2 rRNA genes are annotated in these 586 nt (G+C 41.8%); both read right to left on the bottom strand.

The features are described from left to right. Positions 1–330 precede the first annotated feature (330 nt). Positions 331–448: ribosomal RNA gene (gene rrf, locus WMO75_RS19775) — 5S ribosomal RNA — on the bottom strand. A gap of 69 nt (positions 449–517) precedes the next feature. Next, positions 518–586: ribosomal RNA gene (locus tag WMO75_RS19770) — 16S ribosomal RNA — on the bottom strand; the annotation flags it as partial.

Here is a 586-nt window from a genome sequence, read left to right as displayed (position 1 = left end):
AAGCTTATCGCAGCTTATCACGTCTTTCTTCGGCCCTTAGTGCCAAGGCATCCGCCCTGTGCCCTTTCTGCTTGACCTTTGCATTCTGATACCCTAGCGTAGGTATCAGCGGTCTTTGATTCTCGTTGCTTATTGATAATTTAATTATCGATGTCTTCCTATCTTACGTTTTTACGTTTTATATCAAGGATATTTGATTAGTTAATCAAATTTACATGTATGCAGTTTTCAAGGTACGATACTGACTGATATTTTATCAGTCATATAAGAAGAAAAGTTTTCTTTTCATCTTATATCACTGGTAAAACCAGTTTTTTTAATCTTTTTTTGATCTGGCGGCCACCTGCTCTTCCACACCGTCTCCAGTGCAGTACCATCGGCCGCTTGCGTCTTAACCGTCGTGTTCGGGATGGGAACGGGTGTTTCCCACAAGCGCATCGCCACCAGAAATCTTATTAAGTTATCTTTGATAACTAGACAGTAAAACACATTCAATTTTCTACTTCTTCTTCCTTAGAAAGGAGGTGATCCAGCCGCACCTTCCGATACGGCTACCTTGTTACGACTTCACCCCAGTCATCGGTCC

The organism is Blautia intestinihominis (assembly GCF_040096655.1).
GTDB classification, from domain to species: Bacteria; Bacillota; Clostridia; order Lachnospirales; family Lachnospiraceae; genus Blautia_A; species Blautia_A intestinihominis.
This window is presented reverse-complemented; position numbering and strand designations above follow the sequence as displayed.